This window comes from Pedobacter sp. GQ55, assembly GCF_059758925.1.
Map to the genome: position 1 here is coordinate 432110 of NZ_JCAXEI010000002.1, position 18446 is coordinate 450555.

Below are 18446 nucleotides of genomic sequence, written 5' to 3' on the forward strand. Positions count from 1 at the left end.
ATTAAATTTTTCACAAAGCTATGGTGGCGGCAGAGCTATTTCCGTGCAAAAAAACGGCTAATAATTGCAAAAAAACTTATCTGGTTCTGTATTCAATAGGGGTAAATCCCGTTAGTCTTTTATAGAAGTTTTGGAAATGAGAGGTCTCTAGAAAATGCATACACCAGCCAATTTCCTTGACACTCAGACTAGTATATCTTAGGAGCACATTGGCTTCCTCTATGATCCTTTCCTGAATGATGGCTTGCGTAGTCTTACCCCTTGAAGCTTTTAGTACTCTATTAAGATTGTCCACCGTGGTGTTCAGTAGCCCTGCATAATAGGAAGGAGATTTACTTTCAAGTAACTTATCCTTATTGATGTTAAAGAAAGCATTTTCCAGCATTTTCAGAAAACGTTCTTCAAGGCTTTCCTCGCTGGTTGTTTCAACTTTATAAAATTTCTTATCCAACTTCTGCACATAATGAATAACATCCAAAATCCGATTTCTGATTAATTGTTCCCTATATGGATAGACTGATATGTGCTCATTTTGAATTTGTTCAAACAGGATCAGCAAATCATCATATCGGACGTCAGATAGTGGCTTGACGTAGAGGTCTCTGCTTTGGAAAATAGGGAGTGTAGCTAAACTGAACTGACTCGTTCCCCTAAGAAACGTCTCGCTACAGACACAATATTGCCCTTCAAATTGTTCATCATTTGTTGTAAATGAAAATCTTGACAAGGGGTCACTAAAGATGATATTGTATCCTGAGATAGGGATTTGTGCTGACTTTGATTGGTAAATTGCATTTCCACTGACAAGGGCAATCTTATAAAAAGGTTTCCTTTGAAGCCGCTCACAAGCTGAAAGGTCTTTTTGGAGATCTCTCCATAATAAGAAATCAAAATGTCCTAGGAAGCCATCCTCAGGAGGACGGTGGCTATCAACATACTGATCATAAAATATATTAATTTCCGAACTATTCATCCTAAATTAGGTTACTGTAATCCATAACAAAGGTAATCTTTAACACCTGTAAGATTGTTATTTCAATGCAAGAGTTGTGATGGCACCTATGACTATGAGTAGCGCTAGTAAAGAAGGTATTGTGGGTGAAATGCAATTCATATCAAAAACCCATCTCATCATATACTCAAATAACGGTCGTTTTCTAAAATGCACCTTTGTATTAATTTCAGATACTAAACTTTTAAAAAGAATCGCTTATATCTGATTGTTCTCTTCCAGACGTCCGTAAATATACCTGGTACCGATATTTACTCAGCAATTGAACTGATCTATTAAAAGAGAAAAAACCCAAGTGGGCTCGAATCAAAAAACGGCCTTTACACTAATATTAAAGCCGATTAATTTTCCAATAAAAAAACAAAACCCTCTTTACGGGTTGTAAAGAGGGTTTGTGGGCCCAGCTGGGCTCGAACCAGCGACCAAAAGATTATGAGTCTTCTACTCTAACCAACTGAGCTATAGGCCCTGAAAATCTTATTAGATTTTGCGAGTGCAATGTTACATATTTGTATCCAATTATGGAAACAGTTTTAGCACAAAAAATAAAAAATATTATTTTCGATTATGGCAATGTTATATTCGAAATAGACTTTGTAAGGACTCAAAATGCTCTTTTACAATTAGGTATAACCGATGTTCAACAGTTCTTTGCCCATAAAAATCATAATGAAATTTTTAATGATTTTGAAACAGGATCTATCTCTCCGGCTCAGTTTCGCAGTAAAATACGTGAAGCAGCCAACAATCCAGGGCTGGCCGACGAACAAATTGACAGCGCATGGAACAGTTTGTTGATTGGAGTTCCCTCTCCAGCAGTACACAACACACTGCTTAAAGTAAAAGAAAAATACCGCACTTTTCTACTTAGCAACAATAACGAAATTCATTACAACTGGATTGTGGATTACCTGAAACGGGAATATAATGTTGACGATAATAACCACCTGTTTGAAAAAACATATTACTCTCAGCAAATGTTCCTTCGCAAACCAAATGTTGAGATATTTGAACAGGTCATCAAAGAAAACAACCTTATTCCAGAGGAAACTTTGTTTATTGACGATAGTCCGCAGCATCTTGTTGGAGCTAAACTGGCAGGACTTAATACACTTCTAATGGATAAACACCCTAAAGATCTCGAGCAATTTTTAACTGATCATCATATCTTATAGTTAAATTTGTGGCATGACTGAAAAAAGATTTAAATCTCTTAAGGAATTTTATCCTTTCTACCTGAGCGAACATAGTAATCTTACTAGTCGAATATTACACTTTATCGGAAGCCTGCTTGCCGTATTGCTATTGTTTACGGCAGTATTGTTTCACGACTTACGCTTTATGATTGGCATTCCAATAGTTGGATATGGCTTTGCCTGGGTAGGGCATTTCTTTTTCGAAAAAAATAAACCTGCTACTTTTCAATATCCAGCCTATAGTTTGGCCTGCGATTTCATTTTATTTTGGGACTTACTAACCGGGAGCCAGCCTTTTAAAGTAAAGAAGTGAATTTTATTTCACTCCGTCATTGCAGCAGACTCGGTCATTGCAGCACAATCCGTCTCAACGACAGGAGATCTCTCGCATCATGTCTAAGCAAGAGATCTCCTATCCTTAAGATGACGGATTACTCAGGACGGGATGTGCTTAACAAAGTACCCTGTGAAAGGCCGTGTCCCGAAGACATGTACTACAATGACGCCTTACAACCTTCTTCTTTTCTTTTCCTTCATAATTAACCCAAGCTCGCGGCTCGTTTGTCCGGCTATGGAAGTATTTTCCTGAGCTCTTCTGAAAAGATACGGCATTACCGCTTTAACCGGGCCATAAGGCACGTATTTGGCTACGTTATAACCAGCATCCGATAAGTTAAAGCTTAAATTATCACTCATTCCCAATAACTGAGCAAAATAAACATGAGGATGATTATGGGCGATCTGATTTTCATCAAGCAACTCAGCTAATAACCTGCTGCTTTCTTCATTGTGAGTTCCGCAAACAAAAGCGATTTCATCAATATGAGCCATGCAATACCTCAACGACTCGTTGTAATCAATATCAGATGCTTCTTTGGTAGGTTGTATTGGCGATGGGTAACCCATTTCTTCAGCTCTTTTGCGTTCCTTTTCCATGTAAGCACCTCTAACCATTTTAACCCCTAAAATATAACCGGCAGCCTTTGCAATTAGGTGATCCGCTTTTAAATCAGCAAGTTTATCATGACGGTACATCTGGTAAGTATTGTAAACAATAATGGTTTCTTTATTAAACAAACGCATCATATCTACTGCAAGCTCATCAATTGTTTTCTGAATCCATGTTTCTTCAGCATCAATCATTACAGGCACCTTTTTATCAAAGGCAGTTCTGCAGATCTTTTCGCAACGTTGCTTTACCTTTTCGTATTCAGCTTCTTGTGCTGTTGTTAACGCTTGTTTTGCATCTAACTTTTCAAGCAAAGTAAAACGACCAATACCTGTAACTTTAAATACAGTAATTGGAATACGTTTGTCTTTAGCAGCCTCATCTATAGTTCTGATAATCTCCTCGCAGGTAAAATCAAAAACAGCTTCTTCATCTTCACCCTCAACAGAATAATCCAGAATGGTGCCTACTTTACCTGAATGAAGTTGCGTAATTGTTTCTGCGCATTCGGCAATGGTTTCGCCTCCGCAAAAGTGTTTAAAAATGGTAGCTTTAATAATACCCTTAATTGGTAAGCCAATATTTAAAAATAGATTGGTAACCGGAGGGCCAACTTTAGTTAAAAAATTACTGCTTATTATTTTAAAAAGCCAATAGGCGGCGTTTAATTCAGAGTTAGATTTGTTGCGGAAAGCAACTTCAGTATCATCAAAATTCAATGATTTTTTGGGGAATGTCTCCATTAGTGAATGTCAGTTAGTCAAATCGCTTGCAAAAGTATAAATTCCATAGCTACCACTGGTAGAACACACGATAAATAATTGTAATTTCGGCAGTAAAAAATTTTATCTAAGTTTGTCTTATAATGATACAATTTAAATTAGAAGGCGAATTCATTCCCCTTATTCAGTTGTTAAAAGCAACTGCACTTGTACAAAGCGGTGGCGAAGCCCAAACTGTTGTTGAAGACGGTCTTGTAAAATATAACGGCAAGGTTGATTACCGCAAGCGATTGAAGGTGCGGGTTGGAGATGTAATTGATTTTATGGGGCAGAAAATAACAATCATTTAATGAACAAATTAAACAGTGCCGGACATACCATCCATTTTGAAACGAATCTTGCCCCTCTGGTAGAAATTATAGAAAGCAACAAATACAGCAAGATCTTTGTATTTGTAGATAGCAATACCGCAGAATTGTGTTTACCCCAGTTCCAGGAAATGCTGGGAGATTTTACAGGATTTGATCTGATTGAAACAGATCCCGGCGAAGAAAACAAAAACATTGATTTTTGTATTGGCATCTGGAAAACGCTATTGGATTTTGAAGCAGACCGCAAATGCCTGATGATAAATCTAGGTGGAGGCGTGATTACTGATATGGGTGGCTTTGTAGCTTCGACATACAAACGTGGAATTGATTTTATTAATATCCCTACTACCCTTCTTTCTCAGGTTGATGCATCGGTAGGTGGTAAAACTGGTATTGATGTGGATAATGTAAAAAATATGGTTGGAACATTTACCCTTCCTCAAGCTGTATTTATTGAAACTTCTTTCCTTAAAACCTTACCTAAAAGAGAACTGCTTTCTGGTTTTGCTGAAATGATTAAACATGGTTTAATTGTAGACAAAGGCTATTATGCAGAATTGCAAAACAGTAATTACGAGCAAATAGAGGCAAGTGCCATTTACCGTTCGGTAGAGATAAAAAATGAGGTTGTAACAGAAGACCCTCATGAAAAAGGATTAAGAAAAATATTAAACTACGGGCATACCATCGGCCATGCGGTTGAAACCTATTCTTTAATAAACGACAAAAACCCTTTAACACACGGCGAGGCAATAGCCATAGGTATGATTTGCGAAGGCTACTTATCTACCAAAAACAACACGCTTAGCAAGGATGAACTTAACGATATCAGTACCTATATTTTAAAGCTATATCCCAAATACCACATTAAGGAGGAAAGCTTTGACCAGTTATTGGAATTTATGCAAAGCGATAAAAAGAATGAAAACGGACAGATTATGTTCTCTTTATTGAGCCGCATTGGAGGCTGTGATTTTAACTGTAGAGTATCAAAAACCGACATTTTGGATAGTTTTGCTTACCTGAACACCTTAACTTCCAAGCCACAAAATGCCTAATATTTTGAACCGCTACAAGAACCTTATAACAAACAATAAATAATTTTTTTAAATTAACTATTGACAAATTAAATTTTGTTAGTACATTTGGCAAAACGAAAAGAAAATTTTGAAAAATAGCACTACATATTGGTTTGGTTACTTCTACTACTTTAGTAAGAGCCGGGACTAATATGCACTAGAATCTAATAAGATAAATGTATACGAAAAGTCCCGGTCCAAAGCCGGGACTTTTTTCGTTTAGAGAAAATAACAGTTATGATAATTTCATAACCATTAAAAAGGGAAAATATTCTAATGAAAAAAGGAACAAGAGTAGCAATTCAAGGCATTAAAGCTTCATTTCACGAAGAGGCCGCATTCAAGTTTTTCGGAAAAGACATTCAAACCATTGAATGTACTTCCTTTAAGCACACCTGCGAGGTTTTAGAAAACGACGGCGCAGACTTCGTGGTAATGGCAATTGAAAATTCAATAGCTGGAAGTCTTCTACCCAACTACACCTTAATACGTGAATACAATTTCGCTGTAGTTGGTGAAGTTTACCTAGCTATTCAGCTACACCTGATGGCACTGCCAGGTGTAAAGTTTGAGGATGTTAAATATGCTACTTCCCACCCTATTGCTATTCGCCAATGTGTTGATTTTTTTGAAGATTACCCACAGATCCAAATCATAGAGAGTAATGATACTGCGGCTTGTGCTAAGCGCATTAAAGAAGAACAGCTTACAGATACAGTTGCTATAGCAAATACGCTTGCGGCCGAACTGTACGGACTAAATATCATTGAAAGAAGAATTGAATCTAACAAGAAAAACTTTACCCGTTTTCTGATTCTTAAAAAAGGTACAGCGGATGAAGGCACTCCAATCAATAAAGCATCTATTTGCTTCCAGGTAAGTAACCATGTTGGTGCACTGGTTAAGGTGTTAAACATCTTTGCTGATCAGCAGGTTAACTTAAGTAAAATACAAAGCATGCCTGTACTTGGAAAAAGAAATGAATATTACTTCTATGTAGATATGGAATGGAAAAACATGGAGGCTTATGATAAAGCTGTCCGTCAGGCCCTTAAATACACCGTGAACTTTAATATCATGGGCGAGTATCAGAAAAACGATAAAGTATAATTAGCATAAATACTCCAATTAAAATAAAATATTAACACATATAACCCCAAAACAATGAAATTACAATTAAACATTCAACCGCTTAACACCTGGCTTAACATCAACAATGAGCCTTTGATCATCTCAGGACCTTGTAGTGCAGAAACTGAAGAACAATTATTAACTACAGCTCATTTATTGGCTGCTACTGGAAAAGTATCTGTTTTAAGAGCAGGTATCTGGAAACCACGTACTCGTCCGGGAGAATTCGAAGGAATTGGAAGTATAGGTTTAGAGTGGTTAAAAAGAGCTAAATTAGAAACTGGTTTACCAACAGCTGTAGAGGTTGCAAATGCTAAACACGTTGAAGAAGCTTTAGCTGCTGGCGTAGATATCCTTTGGATTGGTGCACGTTCAACAGTAAACCCATTCACAGTTCAGGAAATTGCTGACGCTTTAAAAGGTGTTGACATTCCGGTATTAGTTAAAAACCCTGTAAACCCTGATTTACAGCTATGGGTTGGTGCTTTAGAACGTATCAATGGCGCTGGTATCACTAAATTAGGCGCAATTCACCGTGGTTTCTCTTCATTCGAGAAAAGCTCGTTCCGTAACGAACCAATGTGGGAACTTGCTATCCAGTTGAAAACATTATGTCCTGAGTTGCCAATCATTAACGATCCAAGTCACATCTGTGGTAACAGAGAGTTAATTCCTTACATCTCTCAAAAAGCATTAGATTTAGATATGCAGGGTTTAATGATCGAGTCACATGTTGATCCTTCTGTTGCATGGACTGATGCTAAGCAACAAGTAACTCCAGCTGCTTTAGCTGAGTTGGTTGACCGCTTAACCGTTCGCGAACCAGAAACTAAAAATGAAGCGATCTCTGATCAATTAGCTGAATTCCGTAAGCAAATCGATAAAATTGACGACATCTTATTGCAAAAATTAGGTGAGCGTATGTCTATCGTTGCTAAAATCGGTGAGTACAAACGCGATAATCAGGTTACAATTTTACAGGTTAACCGTTGGGATGCCATCATTCAAAAAGGTATCTCGTTTGCAAAAGCACTAAAATTAGATTTAAACTTTACTGAGAAATTTTTAGAACTTGTTCATGGTGAATCTATCCGTAAACAAACTGAGATCATGAACGCAGGCAAAGCCGAAAAAGGAATTGCAGCAGAAGCACACACAGAAGTTAAGTCTTAATAATGAGTAAACATGCGCTTGTTTCTTTTAAAGGAAACAAACAAATAGATACAGAAATTACACTTACAGGCTCTAAGAGTGAGTGTAACAGAGCATTAATTATCAGCTCTTTGAGTAAGGGGACTGTAAAGGTTGATAACATGTCTAATGCTGCCGATACTGTTACTTTAAACAGTATATTAAATAATATCTCGCAAAACAACCCACATCAACAAGCCGTTGATGTGGGCCCTGCGGGTACTGCAATGCGTTTTTTAACAGCCATGCTCTCTACCCTACCTGGTAGTTTTTTATTAACAGGAACAGAAAGAATGAAACAACGCCCTATTGGCATTCTTGCTGAAGCATTAAAAAACATCGGTGCTGATATTACTTACCTTGAACAAGATGGATTCCCTCCATTAAACATCAATGGTCCTTTAAAGCAAAGTGCTGACACCGTTAAAATTAAAGGTGATATAAGTAGTCAGTACATCTCAGCTTTATTGATGATTGCGCCTACTTTACTGCAAGGTTTAACGCTACAGATTGAAGGTGAGTTAACCTCTCTTCCTTATGTTAAAATGACGTTAGACATGCTTCAGGAAGCTGGCATTAGGCATGAATGGTCTGGGAACAACATCACCATTAAGCCGCAAACTTTTAAACCGGCTACACTTGCAGTAGAACCCGATTGGAGTGCAGCTTCATATTGGTATAGCATTGCTGCGCTTGCTCAAAATGCTCAGATCGGTTTGCCTTATCTAAAAGATAAAAGCCTGCAAGGCGATAGTCGTATCAGAGAAATTATGACTTCCTTTGGGGTAAAAACAGCTAAAACTGATAAAGGAATTAACCTGACAACCACTGAGACAAACTTTAATGATGATATTCTTGATCTAAAAGATTGTCCGGATTTAGCACAAACCATTATTGTATGTGCCGCTGCTTTAAGAAAAAACCTTAAATTCACTGGTCTGGAAACCTTAAAGATCAAAGAAACTGATCGTGTTTTGGCTTTACAAAATGAACTTTCAAAGATTGGTGTAACTTTAAATGAAGACAACTTTATTTATACACTGAACTGCGACCAGCTAAGCTTCCCTGAAAGGGTGTCTTTTGCAACTTACGAAGACCATAGAATGGCGATGGCTTTTGCCCCGCTAAGTTTGGTTATAAACGAAGTTGTTCTGGAAGAAATGGATGTTGTAGAAAAGTCTTATCCTGATTTCTGGAAAGATTTAGTAAAAGCAGGATTTACAGTTACAGAGATTTAATTAAAAACATAAAATAATTCTAAAATGGCAGGCAACACATTCGGGCAATTATTTCGCATCACTACCTTTGGGGAATCACATGGTGTGGCCATTGGTGTTATTCTAGATGGATGTCCTGCGCAATTGCCCATCGATCTTGATTTTATACAATCAGAGTTAGATAAACGCAAACCAGGGCAATCTAAGATTACTACCCAACGCAAAGAGAGCGATACTGTGCAAATCCTTTCAGGAACATTTGAAGGAAAAAGTACAGGTACGCCAATTGCGATGCTTATTCCAAACGAAGATCAGCGCAGTAAAGATTATAGTCATAATACTGATGTTTATCGCCCCTCCCATGCTGATTATACTTATGACGCTAAATATGGCATTCGTGATCACCGTGGCGGCGGACGCTCATCAGCTCGTGAAACAGCTGCCCGCGTTGCAGCGGGAGCCATTGCTAAGTTGTTGTTAAAACACCACGGCATTGAAGTTTTTGCTCACGTGTCTTCAGTAGGTAAAATCGAAGCACCTAATCTTGAAAGTAAAAACATAGCTGATTTGCTAGCTATCCGCGAAGAAAACATCGTTCGCTGCGCAGATCCGGCTATAGCAAATCAAATGATCGAATTTATTGATGGTGTTCGCAAGGATGGTGATACAGTAGGCGGAAAGATCAATTGTATTGTTAAAAACTGTCCTGTTGGCTTAGGTGAACCTGTATTTGATAAGCTTCATGCGGATTTGGGTAAAGCCATGTTAAGCATTAATGCGGTTCATGGTTTTGAATACGGATCTGGATTTAGCGGAAGCGAAATGAGGGGATCAGAGCACAATGATATCTTTTTAGCAAATGAAGGTCAGCCTAAAACGCTTACCAATTTCTCTGGCGGAATCCAGGGAGGTATTTCCAATGGAATGGAAATCAATTTCACAGTAGCCTTTAAACCGGTTGCAACGATCATGCACAATCAGCAAACCATAAATGCTGCAGGCGAAGCCGCGGAGATTAAAGGAAAAGGCAGACACGATCCATGTGTTGTGCCTCGTGCAGTTGTGATTGTTGAGGCAATGGCAGCATTAGTGCTAGCCGATCATTTACTTCGAAACAGGTCAAGCAAATTAGCATAAAAAAGAGGGCATGAACGCCCTCTTTTCATTTAGAATATTGAACATCTAAAATATCGAAGGATATTTTGATGCGTTGTTATCATGCATAATTTGGTACACAGTTTCAATAATATCATCAACAGAGGGCTTACTAAAATAGTCACCATCTGATCCATACGGCGGACGATGAGCTTTAGCGGTAAGTGTTCTTGGCTGCCCATCTAAATGGTAATAACCGTTTTGCGCTTCCAGTACCTGCTGTAAAATAAATGCAGCACCACCACCGGGAACATCTTCATCAACTACTAATAGCTTATTTGTTTTCTTTAACGATTCTGCACAAATCTGTTTTGTATCGAAAGGAAGTAATGTTTGAGGATCTATTATTTCAACTGAAATTCCTAATTGGGCCAATTCGTCTGCTGCTTCTTCAACAACCCTTAAAGTAGCCCCATAAGATACAATTGTAACATCAGTTCCTGTTCTTACGATCTCTGCCTCTCCAAGAGGAACAGTGTATTCGCCAACATTTTCCGGTAGTTTTTCCTTTAACCTATAACCGTTCAGGCACTCAATAACCAGAGCAGGTTCATCAGATCTGAATAACGTATTGTAAATACCTGCAGCCTGTGTCATATTACGTGGAACGCATATATGCAAACCTCTTAATGACCCCAGAATCATTGACATTGGAGATCCGGAATGCCATACTCCTTCTAACCTATGTCCGCGGGTCCTGATGATAACAGGAGCCTTCTGACCAGCCTTAGTCCTATAAGATAAACTGGCCAGATCATCACTTAAAATATTAAGTGCATATAGTAAATAATCAAGGTACTGAATCTCTGCAATTGGTTTTAAACCGCGCAGAGCCAAACCAATACCCTGACCAATAATTGTCATTTCTCTAATGCCGGTATCCGTGATCCTTAAATCACCATACTTAGCTTGCAAGCCTGCAAAGCCTTGGTTTACGTCGCCGATTGCGCCCAGATCTTCACCAAAGGCAACTAAGCGCTCATCGCGTGCAAAATTAGCATCAAAGCAGGCATTCAGCAGCTCACGGCCATCTACCATTTTACTTTCTTCGGTATATTCTGCCGCGACCTGTTTAACTAAGAATGGACTTTCTATGCCATCAGTAAACAGCTTAGAATTGTACCTGTCGTCATTTAATGAAGCCTGGCTATTATACCAGTTTATCAGATTGTCTCTTTCAGGAGAGGGGTTATGGATGCTAAGACGCAATGCTTTTCTTGCCGAAGAAACAACTTCCTTACGTAATGCATCAGGTGTACCTGCAAGTAGCGAAGCTATTTTACTGATAACAGGATTGCCATTGCCAATTCTGCTGATCATATCTATTACCTGCTCCTTTTCAACTTTAATAGTCGCCAGGAATTCATTCCACGCCTCTCTCTGCGTTTCACGTACAAGTTTCTTTGCGTTTGCCTCAAGTTCAGTTATTTCTTCTTCGGAAATAATAGCCGATTCAAGCATCCACTTACGCATTTGCAGATTACAATCGTATTCACGCTCCCACTCCAAACGATCTTTATCTTTATAACGTTCATGAGAACCAGAAGTAGAATGTCCTTGTGGTTGAGTGACCTCTGTAACATGTATCAAAACGGGAACATGCTCTGTTCTGCATACATCTACAGCACGCTGATAAGTTTCGCACAGTGCCGGATAATCCCAGCCTCTTACTTTAAATATTTCGTAACCGGCCGAATCTTCATCTCTTTGAAATCCTTTCAGAATTTCGGAAATATCTTCTTTAGTGGTTTGATACTTGGCAGGAACTGAGATTCCATAAGCATCATCCCAGATAGACATAGCCATTGGGATTTGTAGAACACCTGCAGCATTAATGGCTTCAAAAAACACACCTTCTGAAGTAGATGCATTACCTATGGTACCAAACGCGACTTCATTACCGTTAACCGAGAAATTTTTAAGGTAACTTAATTCAGGATTTTGTCTGTATAATTTAGAAGCATAGGCTAAACCTACTAAACGGGCCATTTGTCCACCAGTAGGCGCAATATCAGACGAAGAGTTTTTCATCTCCGTCAGGTCTTTCCAGCTACCGTCTTCATTAAGTGAGCGGGTTGCAAAGTGACAATTCATTTGTCGCCCTGCGGATGCAGGATCAGCCTCAACACTTGGATTTGCGTATAACTGAGCAAAAAACTCTTTTAGTGTACAAATTCCGGTTGCAAATGCAAAAGTCTGATCTCTATAGTATCCAGATCGCCAATCGCCATTCTTAAAAGCTTTGGCCATTGCGATCTGAGGAATCTCCTTACCATCACCAAATATCCCAAACTTCGCCTTACCCGTCAACACTTCTTTACGTCCTAATAAACTAGCCTGTCTACTCTCGTAAGCTATTTTATAGTCGTTAATAACAATCGTTTTGAAATCATCAAAACTTAACTCTGAAGCATCAATTGGGTTCGTTGTAAGTTTACTATTTGGCGTCATAAGCAAATCAGTTATGGGGCAAAGATACATAAATTCTAAAGTATGACTTAACGGTGTGAGTTAATTTATATATTGGAATACTTTTTGAATTATCGTTTAAAACATTAAATTTGTTTTAAAACCCACATAAGATGAAAAAGTTATTATTACTATTTACATTAATTTTAGGAATAAGTGTTGCCTCAAATGCTCAATCTAAACCAGCGGAGTTTAAATTTGACAAAGAGACTTATGACTTTGGAAAAATCCCTTTGAACAAACCTGCTTCTGTAGATTTTAAATTCACTAATATAGGAGATCAACCATTGATCCTTAGCAAAGTTGAAACAACTTGTGGCTGTACAGTACCTGAATACACCAAAACTCCAATCAAAAAAGGAGAAACAGGAACAATCAAAGTTACTTATAACCCTACTGCAGCACTTCCATTTAGCAAAAGCATTACTATAACTTCTAATGCTAAAACGACTACTAAAGTTCTTTACATTAAAGGCGAAACTGTAGCTGGAAGCACTAAATAGAATCTAATAAAGATATTTCTAATAAAAAACCTCGTTAATCAACGAGGTTTTTTACTTTTGTACCATGCCAAGGATTTCAGAGAAAGGGGTACAAATGCCCGCTTCGCCAATTAGAAAATTAACCCCATTTGCTGATCAGGCAAAGAGGGACGGAAAAAAGGTGTACCATTTAAATATTGGACAACCTGACATAGCGACGCCGGAGGTGATGTTAAATGCCATCAAAAATATTACATTTAATGTTTGGGCTTACACTCCTTCTGAGGGTACACTCACTTATAGAACTAAACTTGCCGAATACTATAATAAACTTGGGTACAACATTACCCCCGAAGACATTCTGGTAACTGTAGGTGGATCTGAGGCCATCACTATAGCCATGCAAACCTGCATTAACGAAGGCGACGAAATTATTGTTCCTGAGCCCTTTTATGCCAACTATAATGGCTTTGCATGTATGAGCAATGTGGTGGTAAAACCAATATTATCACATATTGAAAATGGTTTTGCACTTCCTCCTGTAGCTGATTTTGAAAAATTAATAACTGACAAAACCAGGGGTATTATTATTTGCAATCCTAATAATCCTACCGGTTATTTATACTCAAGAGAAGAGCTTGAAGCTCTTAAAGCGCTTTGCTTGAAATATGACCTTTTCTTGTTTTCTGACGAGGCATACAGAGAGTTTTGCTATGATGGCAGAGAATTTATCTCTCCTTTATACCTGGATGGTATAGATGAAAATGTTGTGGTAATAGATACCGTTTCTAAACGCTACAGTGCTTGTGGTGCAAGATTAGGTTGCATCATCACTAAGAATAAAGAGGTAATCCAATCGGCATTAAAATTTGCTCAGGCTAGATTAAGTCCGGGTATGGTTGAACAAATTGCCGGAACCGCAGCAGTTGATACCCCTGATAGCTATTTTGAAGAGGTAAACAAAGAATATACCTTAAGAAGAGATACATTGGTGAAAAGGTTAAATGCTATAGAAGGTGTGTTCTGCCCTAATCCTGGTGGTGCTTTTTATGTAGTTGCCAAATTACCTATAGATGATGCTGATCAATTCTGTCAGTGGATACTGGAAAGCTTTACTCATAATGGCACAACCGTTATGATGGCTCCTGCTACCGGATTTTATTCGACTGAAGGTTATGGAAAAAACGAGGTTAGAATGGCTTATGTTTTAAATACTGCCGACCTTAACAGTGCTATGGATTGTCTGGATATTGCATTAAAACAATATCCTGGTAGAACTATGGCATAATTTTAGTACTTTTGTATCTAGCTGATGGTTGGAAAGGAATAGTTAACCAAACACCATTAGCGCATATAATGGGCTCGTTCTGGATTTGACAGGGTGGCGCTGAGTATGTAAGCATGCAGTGCGTTGTACGGAGAGCACTTAAAAGATAACGTTCAAACTATAATTGGCGAAAATAACTACGCCTTAGCTGCCTAATTTAGAATTAGATAAGCTTTTGTTCCTCTAGCTGCTGCATCGTTAGGTTAGAATCCGGAGCATCGAAATAACGAAGCTGGCATTTGTAAGGTATGCTACATTTGTGAGATAAAGTACCTAAGGTGAAAGGTTAGGTCGGTTTCCAGCCCGCCAGATCCCTACAATTAATTGGAAAATAAGCATGAAGAAAGCATAATTTATCACACAACTGGACAAGGGTTCGACTCCCTTCGGGTCCACAAAATCGATGTAAAAATGTTTAAAAACCCCTAAAATGATAAATTTGAGGGGTTTTTTCGTTTAAAGACTTTACCAGATTATTCAATTATTCGCCATAAAAAGGGTTCAATGCCAAATGTTGTGGAGCAGGGATTAAAAATTTAACTATGCGGTTTTTAAAGACTTACATTTAAGGCTTCAGATACCGCATCTTTACTCAAATTATTTTTACCGGATTTTACACTAGAGCATTTCGAGTTTAAGAACTGTACGCCGGACGAGACAGTTAAGGAAACTGGTACTGCCAAAATCAGAATATCTATTACCAATACTCCTGCCTTTGTAGATTGAAGATGATGCAGTTCTTCTCAATGTATGGGATATATTAAATATGAGTTTACCCTTCTCGACCTGGCAAACCATACGGACGGCCTTGCCTTGTATATGTAGCAGATGATGTCAATTATCTTTGATAAGCGGCATCATGTAAGTAGGTCTGCCAGATCTATAAGGCTATGGTATGGAGGTGTTGCAGCTTCATTACTAGCAGTTTCCGGACTGATGTGGAGTTAACTTCAGGAATAAAGGCCAAACTGACAAACGGCACACTGACTTTCAGGTAATTTTTTTAAGTGCCGTTCACCCATTTAGGTTAAAGTTGCGTCTTAAGGAAAACCAATATAAACTTTAACTGTTATGAGAAAAAATCTTACCCGAACGGGTCGGCATTCCTTGCCGGTTGTATTCATGCAGCTTTTCATTTTGGCTACCGGAGCGAGTGCTCAGGCCACAGGAAAAATCAGCATTGAAGCTAGAAACATCACTTTCGCCTCTATATTCCGAAACATTAAAAATCAAACAGGCCTTACCGTATTTTACAGCAACAAACTGATTGATGATTCGGAAAAAGGGGAGGTCTATTTTGAAGTAATGCCTGACCAGTCTAAGCCGTTCAAGGTGATGACTCACGGCGGAGAAATCAAGGTGACGGGTACGGATTTCAAGGTTTCTGGATATGCATTAGATGGTGAGGTCACATTACGTTACTGGAAGGTGGTCTAGATGTGCGCTATCAAGGCAAGACACATTCGTTAACTCCTGGTTTTGAGGCTGTTTCCTCGGCGGATGAGAAGTTAGTCAAGCAACAGGGCAATTTGGAGCAGGCAATGGCTTGGAAAAATGGTTACTTTCTGTTTGACAATATGGATGTCGTTTTGGACATGCGCAGCCCGGCGAGGTGGTATGATGTACAAATAGTCGTCGAAGCAAATCTCCCCAAAAAGCGCTTTGGAGGATGTTTTCCGATCACCGCTGGAATCGATGAACTGCTGGCCAACTTGGAATTGGTCAGCAATGTTAAATTTGAACGCAATGGAAAGGAGGTTCGGATGATATTGTAACCTGAATCTTTACCCAGATTAGCCATAAAAAGCCGGAAGTGCGGCTAATGCTTTCGGCCGGAGTTGAAATGTTGCCGCAAAAAGCTAATCCAATGGTTAGTTGGTAAGTGCCAATTGACAAAAATTAACAGAATAATCATTTTATAAGAACTGTAATATTTATTGCTATGAAAAAAAGTATGCGTAATATTGGATTGGTCATCACAATGTTTGTGATCAGTTTAACGGTAAGTTGTGGCAAGTATATTGAGAATCCTAATCCAGAGATTCCGTTGGAGGATATACCTGTAATAGCAGATCGACGTTTGTCAATCAACGGCGTTGAACTTAATCCAAACACCACGTTGGAAGAACCAATTGGCATCCCTCCCGGTGCTACCAAGGCTCACGTCCGGCTGACGCTAGCTGGTGCGATTATGAGCACTGCTTATGTACAGGTCAATACGAGTACAGGTGGAGCAAAGGGCTTTAATGTCAATCGAGACATATCCACTCCTTTCAAATATCAATATTGGCGTCCTGGTGACAGTGCTAACCTTTGGATTACGGTTGATATTATTAATCCGAGGCACACCCTTGGTGATCAATTCAAGATAACTTTTCCCGGCGAAGGCACCGCCGGCCCTGTTGCTTGTATTTTCCAGATCCAGGAAGGCGCAGTCAATGAGCTTCCGGATAAAATGCCCTTCCACCGTAATCCTCTTGTGTTGCATGCAGACGGGGTAACCCCAACCATGAACTTGGATATGGCTGCCATTAAATGGTCGGATAGTGGTTATGACGCTGATGGTAAGCCAGTCTGGCGTTCCCGGCTATCTCATGGTTATTCGCAGTCCGGTAATAGTGAGACCGGCCTGTATACAAATGTTGAAGCATTTCCGGAAGACGCGGTGAATCCCCAGACACGAGAGGTAGATGGCGAAGGGAGACCATTTGTTCGGTTGCATACGATAAAGTTTGAAGAGCCCGTTGCCTTTGGCGGTAAAATATTTCCTTTTCAGGCGTCTGTATTGCAGGCCTCGTACCTTCCAGACTGGAAGCATCGCCTAGGCGTTTATCGAGCTCAAATACAAACCCCAAGCCGTCGTGGAGCATGGTCTGCTTTTTGGGCTATAGGAAGCAATCTCAGTACAGGCGTTAGCCAATGGCCGCCAGAGATTGACTTCTTCGAGAGCTTCAACGGAGCTTACGGGGCAGCCTACACGCCCCGCTCTACAAGTTCGGCACAACACATAGGTGTGCATGGCTCCAATCAGCGCGATATGGTAAATGGATTGAAAAGTGAATTGGACCGTGTCCCGGGCTTCGAGCTTAACGTAGACCTGAATGCTAAACCCCACGATTATGCCTGCGTGATTGAAGCCGACTGGATTACGCATTTTGTAGATGGCAAAGAGACCCTGCAGCATAGAAATATGCTTGGTAGGGCCGACGGCGGTACCGATTGGGCTTTTTATCCCATCATAAACGTTGCCGTGAAAATAGGTGCGGAAAATCCTTATAACGAAGGAACTCCGGATCTACTATGGTATGGCCTGCAGTACTATGCTCCAAGGTCCGGATGGTCCATACAGTAAGTTCTCCAATCATGGATTCCCTGTAACAGCATAAGCAAAAAAGCCGGAAGCGCGACTAACACTTCCGGCTTTAGCGGTAATTGATGCCGCAAACAGGCTAATCCAATGATAAATTTAACAGAATAATCATTTAAACTGTATGGCAAATTTATGCAATTTGGATTGCAATAACACACTGATTTTGCAGAACTTACAAAACACAAAGAACTTATAAAACCCCGACGTATAATCGCACATCATTAAATTTTTGAGCATGATTAAAAACACAATCACTATCGTGTTGATTACCGCTGCCCCAGCCGGAGCTCAGGTGTATGGGCAGTAAGCGAGTGCTACAGCCGAGTGTAGCTTGATCATAAATTTAAATCAACGATTAAACGCAAATCAAACAGGAAATAGTTCGAGATTTGTAAAGTTCCCACCACAAAAGAAGAGGGTGATCATTTTACCCTCTTCTTGTTTCTCAACCTTGAGTTTATAAATCAACCTTATTTGGATTTTATCAATCCGGTGATAACCTTTCCATCAGGGGCACTAAATTTTATTCCTAAAATTTTCGCAGCGTTAGGCGCAATATCCTCCAAACCGATGGGTTCTGATATCATACCTTGGCTTATACCGCTCCTGCAATGATAAAACCGGTTTGTATTTCAGGAATATCAGGAAAAACACAGTTCTGTGTTCGATTTCGAATAGCCTTAGTACACAAAAGGTATTCTGTCATACGGTTTTCAACAGAGTTTAAACGCTAAATATAATAACATTTAATTTTTGCTAATTTAACACTTTACTA

At 39.2% G+C, this 18446-nt stretch carries 16 protein-coding genes, 1 tRNA gene and 1 other RNA gene; 14 read left to right on the forward strand and 4 right to left on the reverse strand.

Annotated features, from left to right (window positions below; genetic code table 11):
• Positions 1 to 76 precede the first annotated feature (76 nt).
• Together AC6CH7_RS06685 and AC6CH7_RS06690 are read right to left on the reverse strand one after the other, a co-directional pair.
• Positions 77 to 973: a helix-turn-helix domain-containing protein gene (locus AC6CH7_RS06685; RefSeq protein WP_498261945.1), complete on the reverse strand. Its 897-nt coding sequence runs from the start codon at positions 971 to 973 to the stop codon at positions 77 to 79.
• Positions 974 to 1407: 434 nt separating this feature from the next.
• Positions 1408 to 1481, reverse strand: a tRNA-Ile gene (locus AC6CH7_RS06690).
• A gap of 52 nt (positions 1482 to 1533) precedes the next feature.
• On the opposite strand from AC6CH7_RS06690, the gene AC6CH7_RS06695 reads away from it, so the two are divergent.
• Complete coding sequence (locus tag AC6CH7_RS06695) at positions 1534 to 2187, forward strand: HAD family hydrolase (protein WP_498261946.1); 654 nt, start codon at positions 1534 to 1536, stop codon at positions 2185 to 2187.
• 13 nt (positions 2188 to 2200) lie between these two features.
• Positions 2201 to 2521: an Mpo1-like protein gene (locus AC6CH7_RS06700; protein ID WP_498261947.1), complete on the forward strand. Its 321-nt coding sequence runs from the start codon at positions 2201 to 2203 to the stop codon at positions 2519 to 2521.
• Positions 2522 to 2715: 194 nt separating this feature from the next.
• Here AC6CH7_RS06700 and AC6CH7_RS06705 read toward each other — a convergent pair whose 3' ends face one another.
• The gene (locus tag AC6CH7_RS06705; protein WP_498261948.1) at positions 2716 to 3900 is read right to left on the reverse strand and encodes a proline dehydrogenase family protein; all 1185 of its coding nucleotides are present in this window, start codon (positions 3898 to 3900) and stop codon (positions 2716 to 2718) included.
• Positions 3901 to 4022: 122 nt separating this feature from the next.
• Here AC6CH7_RS06705 and AC6CH7_RS06710 point away from each other — a divergent pair, with 122 nt between their 5' ends.
• The 6 genes from AC6CH7_RS06710 (at position 4023) to aroC (ending at position 10005) form a co-directional block, all read left to right on the forward strand.
• Positions 4023 to 4229, forward strand: a complete 207-nt coding sequence (locus tag AC6CH7_RS06710) for an RNA-binding S4 domain-containing protein (RefSeq protein WP_048906717.1) — start codon at positions 4023 to 4025, stop codon at positions 4227 to 4229.
• Positions 4229 to 5308 (forward strand): 3-dehydroquinate synthase, encoded by a 1080-nt coding sequence (gene aroB / locus AC6CH7_RS06715; RefSeq protein ID WP_498261949.1) that lies wholly within the window; start codon positions 4229 to 4231, stop codon positions 5306 to 5308. The genes AC6CH7_RS06710 and aroB overlap by 1 nt, the downstream gene beginning before the upstream one ends.
• A gap of 297 nt (positions 5309 to 5605) precedes the next feature.
• Entirely contained in the window at positions 5606 to 6439 is an 834-nt protein-coding gene (locus AC6CH7_RS06720) for a prephenate dehydratase (RefSeq protein WP_498261950.1), read from the forward strand.
• 54 nt (positions 6440 to 6493) lie between these two features.
• Positions 6494 to 7633, forward strand: coding sequence for a chorismate mutase (locus tag AC6CH7_RS06725; RefSeq protein ID WP_172659741.1), 1140 nt, complete (start codon positions 6494 to 6496; stop codon positions 7631 to 7633).
• A gap of 2 nt (positions 7634 to 7635) precedes the next feature.
• Positions 7636 to 8889, forward strand: coding sequence for a 3-phosphoshikimate 1-carboxyvinyltransferase (gene aroA, locus AC6CH7_RS06730; RefSeq protein ID WP_498261951.1), 1254 nt, complete (start codon positions 7636 to 7638; stop codon positions 8887 to 8889).
• 24 nt (positions 8890 to 8913) lie between these two features.
• On the forward strand, positions 8914 to 10005 hold the full coding sequence (gene aroC / locus AC6CH7_RS06735) for a chorismate synthase (protein ID WP_048906722.1): 1092 nt from the start codon (positions 8914 to 8916) through the stop codon (positions 10003 to 10005).
• Positions 10006 to 10050: 45 nt separating this feature from the next.
• On the opposite strand, the gene AC6CH7_RS06740 is transcribed toward aroC, so the two are convergent.
• On the reverse strand, positions 10051 to 12474 hold the full coding sequence (locus AC6CH7_RS06740; protein WP_498261952.1) for an alpha-ketoacid dehydrogenase subunit alpha/beta: 2424 nt from the start codon (positions 12472 to 12474) through the stop codon (positions 10051 to 10053).
• A gap of 131 nt (positions 12475 to 12605) precedes the next feature.
• Here AC6CH7_RS06740 and AC6CH7_RS06745 point away from each other — a divergent pair, with 131 nt between their 5' ends.
• The 6 genes from AC6CH7_RS06745 (at position 12606) to AC6CH7_RS06770 (ending at position 17653) form a co-directional block, all read left to right on the forward strand.
• Positions 12606 to 12995: a DUF1573 domain-containing protein gene (locus tag AC6CH7_RS06745; RefSeq protein WP_068891054.1), complete on the forward strand. Its 390-nt coding sequence runs from the start codon at positions 12606 to 12608 to the stop codon at positions 12993 to 12995.
• Positions 12996 to 13059: 64 nt separating this feature from the next.
• Positions 13060 to 14262, forward strand: a complete 1203-nt coding sequence (locus AC6CH7_RS06750) for a pyridoxal phosphate-dependent aminotransferase (RefSeq protein WP_498261953.1) — start codon at positions 13060 to 13062, stop codon at positions 14260 to 14262.
• A gap of 70 nt (positions 14263 to 14332) precedes the next feature.
• Positions 14333 to 14699: a transfer-messenger RNA gene (gene ssrA, locus AC6CH7_RS06755) on the forward strand.
• A 724-nt stretch (positions 14700 to 15423) separates the two neighbouring features.
• Entirely contained in the window at positions 15424 to 15738 is a 315-nt protein-coding gene (locus tag AC6CH7_RS06760; protein WP_498261954.1) for a FecR domain-containing protein, read from the forward strand.
• 2 nt (positions 15739 to 15740) lie between these two features.
• Positions 15741 to 16076 (forward strand): FecR domain-containing protein, encoded by a 336-nt coding sequence (locus AC6CH7_RS06765; RefSeq protein ID WP_498261955.1) that lies wholly within the window; start codon positions 15741 to 15743, stop codon positions 16074 to 16076.
• Positions 16077 to 16756: 680 nt separating this feature from the next.
• Positions 16757 to 17653: a glycoside hydrolase family 16 protein gene (locus AC6CH7_RS06770; RefSeq protein WP_498261956.1), complete on the forward strand. Its 897-nt coding sequence runs from the start codon at positions 16757 to 16759 to the stop codon at positions 17651 to 17653.
• Positions 17654 to 18446 lie beyond the last annotated feature (793 nt).

Excerpts from the sequence above, each read along its gene's own strand:
- AC6CH7_RS06685 (WP_498261945.1), bottom strand. The coding sequence starts at position 973 with ATGAATAGTTCGGAAATTAATATATTTTATGATCAGTATGTTGATAGC.
- AC6CH7_RS06695 (WP_498261946.1), top strand. The coding sequence starts at position 1,534 with ATGGAAACAGTTTTAGCACAAAAAATAAAAAATATTATTTTCGATTAT.
- AC6CH7_RS06700 (WP_498261947.1), top strand. The coding sequence starts at position 2,201 with ATGACTGAAAAAAGATTTAAATCTCTTAAGGAATTTTATCCTTTCTAC.
- AC6CH7_RS06705 (WP_498261948.1), bottom strand. The coding sequence starts at position 3,900 with ATGGAGACATTCCCCAAAAAATCATTGAATTTTGATGATACTGAAGTT.
- AC6CH7_RS06710 (WP_048906717.1), top strand. The coding sequence starts at position 4,023 with ATGATACAATTTAAATTAGAAGGCGAATTCATTCCCCTTATTCAGTTG.
- aroB (WP_498261949.1), top strand. The coding sequence starts at position 4,229 with ATGAACAAATTAAACAGTGCCGGACATACCATCCATTTTGAAACGAAT.
- AC6CH7_RS06720 (WP_498261950.1), top strand. The coding sequence starts at position 5,606 with ATGAAAAAAGGAACAAGAGTAGCAATTCAAGGCATTAAAGCTTCATTT.
- AC6CH7_RS06725 (WP_172659741.1), top strand. The coding sequence starts at position 6,494 with ATGAAATTACAATTAAACATTCAACCGCTTAACACCTGGCTTAACATC.
- aroA (WP_498261951.1), top strand. The coding sequence starts at position 7,636 with ATGAGTAAACATGCGCTTGTTTCTTTTAAAGGAAACAAACAAATAGAT.
- aroC (WP_048906722.1), top strand. The coding sequence starts at position 8,914 with ATGGCAGGCAACACATTCGGGCAATTATTTCGCATCACTACCTTTGGG.
- AC6CH7_RS06740 (WP_498261952.1), bottom strand. The coding sequence starts at position 12,474 with ATGACGCCAAATAGTAAACTTACAACGAACCCAATTGATGCTTCAGAG.
- AC6CH7_RS06745 (WP_068891054.1), top strand. The coding sequence starts at position 12,606 with ATGAAAAAGTTATTATTACTATTTACATTAATTTTAGGAATAAGTGTT.
- AC6CH7_RS06750 (WP_498261953.1), top strand. The coding sequence starts at position 13,060 with ATGCCAAGGATTTCAGAGAAAGGGGTACAAATGCCCGCTTCGCCAATT.
- AC6CH7_RS06760 (WP_498261954.1), top strand. The coding sequence starts at position 15,424 with ATGCAGCTTTTCATTTTGGCTACCGGAGCGAGTGCTCAGGCCACAGGA.
- AC6CH7_RS06770 (WP_498261956.1), top strand. The coding sequence starts at position 16,757 with ATGCCCTTCCACCGTAATCCTCTTGTGTTGCATGCAGACGGGGTAACC.